The organism is Rhodococcus sp. CX, assembly GCF_015865005.1.
Taxonomy (GTDB): Bacteria; Actinomycetota; Actinomycetes; order Mycobacteriales; family Mycobacteriaceae; genus Rhodococcus.
In genome coordinates this window covers 34,885-39,828 of record NZ_JADZGH010000262.1, presented here as the reverse complement: position 1 = coordinate 39,828, position 4,944 = coordinate 34,885, and the positions used below count along the sequence as shown (strand labels likewise).

The window sequence follows — 4,944 nt, the reverse complement described above, 5'->3', positions numbered from 1 at the left end:
GTCGGTGCGGTCGTGGCCGGCGGTGTCGTGTTCTTCCGGGCGCGGCGTTACGAGCATCCGCCGGTGGCGCCGGAGCCGCCGCGCGTCGATCAGGCTCGGCCGGTGTCCGAGGGCACGGTGTCGGAGGGCACCGACTGATTTCGAGTTCGGAACGACGGCCCGGTCACCCGGTGGTACAGGTGGCCGGGTCGTCGTTTGCTGCCTGCCGGTCGATCTCGCGGGCGGCGACGCGGATCTGACGGTCGACGATGTAGCAGGACAGGGCGTAGACCACTGCGAGGAGCACGAACAGGATCGGTACTGCGGCAAGGATTTCCATGTGACGACTCCGTCGGCGACCCGGGATCACCGGGGGAAGGGGGACGGTCGGGGGTGTCAACGTCGACATGATCAAGAGTACGGACCCACCGGCCGCCCGGCAGGCTCACATCCACTCAGCGGACGTGATTCCGTTCACATGCCACAACGACCTCAGGTTACCGGTCGGTACCGATATTCCGGATCGTGTGTTTTACCTCACATCGGCGTGGATACTGGCCAGTAGCAACCCGATCGTGGAGGCCCGCGATGTCAGAACCCATTCAGATCAGTGAAGAACAAGCCCGGGCGGTGGCCGAGGAGGCCCGCGAATCCGGGTGGGAGAAACCCTCGTTCGCCAAGGAACTGTTCCTCGGCCGACTCACCCTCGACCTCGTCCACCCGTTTCCCCGTCCCACACCCGACGAGGACGCCCGCACCGAGGAATTCCTGGCGAAACTGCGCCGGTTCTGCCTCGAGATGGACGGTGCCCGCATCGAACGCGATGCGCGAATCCCCGACGAGTACGTCGCCGGGCTGACCGAACTGGGCTGCTTCGGCATGAAGATCTCGCCGGAGTACGGCGGGCTCGGACTGTCGCAGGTGGCCTACAACCGTGCCCTGATGCTGATCGCGTCCGTGCACCCCAGCCTCGGGGCGCTGCTGTCGGCGCACCAGTCGATCGGCGTTCCGGAACCGCTGAAACTGGCCGGTACCCCCGAACAGAAGCAGGCGTTCCTGCCGCGCTGCGCGCGCGGCGCGATCTCGGCGTTCCTGCTCACCGAACCGGACGTGGGCTCGGACCCCGCCCGGCTCGCGTCGACCGCGACCCCGGTCGAGGACGGCTCTGCGTACGAACTCGACGGCGTGAAACTGTGGACCACCAACGGCGTCGTCGCCGAACTGCTCGTCGTGATGGCCCGGGTGCCGCGCAGCGAGGGTCACCGCGGCGGCATCTCCGCGTTCGTCGTCGAAGCGGACTCGCCGGGCATCACCGTCGAACGCCGTAACTCGTTCATGGGTCTGCGGGGTATCGAGAACGGGGTGACCCGCATGCACCGGGTGCGGGTTCCGAAGGAGAACCTGATCGGCCGCGAAGGCGACGGGCTGAAGATCGCCCTGACCACGCTGAACGCGGGACGCCTCGCGATCCCCGCGATGTGCGCGGGGGCCGGCAAGTGGTCGCTGAAGATCGCCCGCGAATGGTCCGCGACCCGGGTGCAGTGGGGCCGGCCGGTCGGCGATCACGCCGCGGTCGCCGCGAAGATCTCCTACATCGCCGCCTCCACCTACGCGCTCGAGTCCATGGTCGAGCTGTCCGGGCAGATGTGCGACGAGAACCGCAACGACATCCGGATCGAGGCGGCTCTGGCGAAGCTGTGGTCCAGCGAGATCGCCTGCCGGATCGCCGACGAACTCGTCCAGATCCGCGGTGGTCGCGGCTACGAGACGGCCGCGTCGCTGGCAGCACGGGGTGAACGGGCGGTCCCGGCGGAGCAGCTGATTCGGGACCTGCGCATCAACCGGATCTTCGAAGGCTCCAGCGAGATCATGCGGCTGCTCATCGCCCGCGAGGCCGTGGACGCGCACCTGAAGGCGGCGGGCGAGCTCGCCGACCCGAAGGCGAATCTCGAGGAGAAGGCCAAGGCCGCGGCGAAGGCCAGCGGCTTCTACGCGAAGTGGCTGCCCAAGCTCGTCACGGGCAAGGGCCAGTTGCCCACCTCGTTCTCCGAGTTCGGGCAGCTCGCGCCCCATCTGCGGTACATCGAGCGCAACTCCCGCAAGCTCGCCCGCTCCACGTTCTACGGAATGGCCCGGTGGCAGGCCGGTCTCGAGAAGCGGCAGAACTTCCTCGGCCGGATCGTCGACATCGGCGCCGAACTGTTCGCGATGGCGGCGTCCTGTGTGAGGGCCGAACGGCAGCGGGCCGACGGCCACCCGGATTCGGCGGGTGCCTTCGAGCTGGCGGACGTGTTCTGCCGTCAGGCCCGGCTGCGCGTCGACAAACTCTTCGACGAGTTGTGGACGAACACCGACGACGCCGACCTGCGCCTGACCAGCAGCATTCTCGAGGGCCGCTACGCGTGGCTCGAGCACGGCGTGCTCGATCCGAGCGAGGGCACCGGGCCGTGGATCGCGGCATGGGCCGCGGGACCGTCGACCGAGGAGAACCTGGCACGCCACTTCACCGAGACGCGGCATCGAACCCAGTAGATCCCCCGCAACGGCGAACGGCCCGCACTCGAAGAGAGTGCGGGCCGTTCGTCAGCAGGTCAGAACCCGCCGCAGTTCGACGGTGCCGGCACGCCGTTGAACCGGTCGAGCAGGTACGAGACCGACTCGGGCATGCCGACGAGCATCGGCGACAGGTGGTTGACGACGAAGCCCGGCAGGATCGGCGGGGTCAGGTTCTGCGAGAACTGGACGGTCGCGCCCTGGGCACACCAGTCCAGTGCGAGCTGACGGCCCTGACCGAAGGGCACGGCGTCGTCCTGGGTGCCGTGCTGCAGCAGCACCGGGACCTGCGGCTTCAGGCGGCCGATGCGCTGCTCGTCGACGATGGCCCGCGCCTTGGGCAGGCGCTCGAGGACGACGGAGAGCGGTTCACCGGTCCGGGTGTAGTCGCTCGTGCGCTGGAAACCGTGGCGGAAGATCGTTTCGGGGACGCACTCGTTCGCGACCTGGGCCAGCATCTCGCGGCCGTAGTCGTTGATCTCGGCGTCGATCTCGTCGGAGATCTCCGGGTACGCGTCCTGCAGGCCGTTGATCGTGTAGCCGATCACGCCGGTCAGCGCGGTGCCGTCGATCTGGGCCAGGGTTGCGGCGAGATCGGCCGGCGGAGCACCCGCGTAGACGCCCTGCAGGTCGAGTTCGGGGGCGTAGCTCGGAGCGAGTTCGGCGGCCGCCGCGGCGGCACCGCCACCCTGCGAGTAACCGAAGATGCCGACCGGGCCGTCGTCGGGGATGGACGTGCCCGGCAGTTGCTGGGCGGCGCGCGCCGCGTCGAGTACCGCGTGGCCTTCGGCGAGGCGGTTGACGTAGGTGTGGTGTCCCGGGGTACCCAGACCGTCGTAGTCGGTGACGACCACGGCGATGCCCTGCAGCAGCATCGCGTTGATGGAAATCAGTTCGTACTCTGTGAACAGATCCAGCGGCGGGTTGTAGTCCACCAGGTAGTTCAGGGCCTTCGACGGCGCGCAGCGATCGCCCTGGCCCTGGGTGCCGGGGGCGAGCACGACCAGCGGTCGCTCACCCGGACCGGACCAGGGGGTGGACGGCTCGAGGTAGGTGCCGCCGACCGCGTTGGGAACCCCGTTGGCGTCGTGGCTGCGGTACAGCAGGCGGGTGCCCTGGGCGGGGAACACGCCGTTCGTAGTGGGCACGCGGATCGCGAGATCCGAAGGCTCGCTGCGCAATACGTCGCCCGGGTTGCCGGCGGACAGCGGGCTCGGCGGTAGGTAGAAATCGCCCTCGGCATTGGCGATTGCGGGAGCCGCGAGCACGCTCCCAGCCACCGCGGCGGAGGTCACCGCCGCGGAGAACCAGCGTCCGACCCTGCCGATCGCCATACTTCCCCCAGATGTTCTGTGTCCTGCATTCGAAAGCGGGATGCGTGTGCCCCATCGCACAAGCGGTACGGACTGTAACACGTAACTTACCCATGCGTAAGGTCCAACCTCTGCGGCGCACCGCTCGACGAATCCGCAGGTCAGCCCTTCAGCGCGGCGCGCACCGCCTCGATGTCGGCCTCCGTCCACCCGTCGGGGTCGAGGATGTCCGACCACAGATCCGCGGCCTCCGGGCCGTAGGAATGCCCGTAACCGTCGGGCACCTCGGCCGAGAACACCATGTCCAGGGTCACCTGCCAGAACGTCACGAACGGCATCCAGCGCATCCCCGGATCCACATCGGGCCCGAGGGGTTCGCGCAGCCAGTCGGGCTTGTGCAGCAGCAGATCGAACGACCACCAGGTGATCGGATCACTGCCGTGCTGCCAGAACACGATCCGCGGAAGTTCCCACGGCTCAGGCAGATTCACGTCGTCCGGGCTCGACGCGAAGCGAATGTTCCGACCCTCGTCGACGATCGGCAGACGTTCGGGCGAACCCGGATCCCGCTGCTCGGTGATCCGCCCCCACGGTTGCGAGAAGTTGGGGGTGCCGACGAACAACGCGCCGTCGGTCCGCGCGACCAGGTCGGAACCGGACGCGAACGCGGACTGCCCGCCGTACGACCCGAGACTCTCGCCGAAGACCACGAGCTTCGGCCGGGCATCCTCCGGAAGACTCAGCCACACCTCGTAGACGGCCTCGAACAGTGCCCGCCCGGCCTCCATCGGCGACTCGCGGTCGGCGATGAACGCGAGCGGGCTCGGCAGGTACGAGTACTGCATCGCCGCGATCGCCGAATCCCCGACGTTGAGGTACTCGAAGGAGTCGGCGACGCTGCCGTTGACCCAGCCGCGACCGGTCGTGGTCACGACGGCGAGCGCCTTCCGGTCGAATCCGCCGGTTCGCTTCAGCTCGGCGACAACTCGCTCGGCGATGCCCTCGATCGTGTCCGCCGAGACCCGGCCCGCGTACACGCGGATCGGTTCCCGGGCGGGCCGTCCCGTCACGGCCTCGATCTGCGCGGCCGACGGTCCGC

At 68.5% G+C, this 4,944-nt stretch carries 4 protein-coding genes; 1 reads left to right on the top strand and 3 read right to left on the bottom strand.

Features of this window, described 5'->3' with window-relative positions; translation table 11 throughout:
• Positions 1–163: 163 nt before the first annotated feature.
• Positions 164–319 (bottom strand): hypothetical protein, encoded by a 156-nt coding sequence (locus I0Q12_RS29075; RefSeq protein ID WP_197257138.1) that lies wholly within the window; start codon positions 317–319, stop codon positions 164–166.
• A gap of 248 nt (positions 320–567) precedes the next feature.
• On the opposite strand from I0Q12_RS29075, the gene I0Q12_RS29070 reads away from it, so the two are divergent.
• Positions 568–2,511, top strand: a complete 1,944-nt coding sequence (locus I0Q12_RS29070; RefSeq protein ID WP_197257136.1) for an acyl-CoA dehydrogenase family protein — start codon at positions 568–570, stop codon at positions 2,509–2,511.
• A 59-nt stretch (positions 2,512–2,570) separates the two neighbouring features.
• Here I0Q12_RS29070 and I0Q12_RS29065 read toward each other — a convergent pair whose 3' ends face one another.
• Both I0Q12_RS29065 and I0Q12_RS34240 read right to left on the bottom strand, forming a co-directional pair.
• A complete protein-coding gene (locus tag I0Q12_RS29065; protein WP_197257134.1) occupies positions 2,571–3,866 on the bottom strand; it encodes a lipase family protein in 1,296 nt (431 codons plus the stop codon).
• A 140-nt stretch (positions 3,867–4,006) separates the two neighbouring features.
• Positions 4,007–4,944: alpha/beta-hydrolase family protein (locus I0Q12_RS34240; protein ID WP_231611663.1), on the bottom strand; the 938-nt coding region annotated here is incomplete at its 5' end.

Coding starts and splice junctions, on each gene's coding strand:
- I0Q12_RS29075 (WP_197257138.1), bottom strand. CDS start 319: ATGGAAATCCTTGCCGCAGTACCGATCCTGTTCGTGCTCCTCGCAGTG.
- I0Q12_RS29070 (WP_197257136.1), top strand. CDS start 568: ATGTCAGAACCCATTCAGATCAGTGAAGAACAAGCCCGGGCGGTGGCC.
- I0Q12_RS29065 (WP_197257134.1), bottom strand. CDS start 3,866: ATGGCGATCGGCAGGGTCGGACGCTGGTTCTCCGCGGCGGTGACCTCC.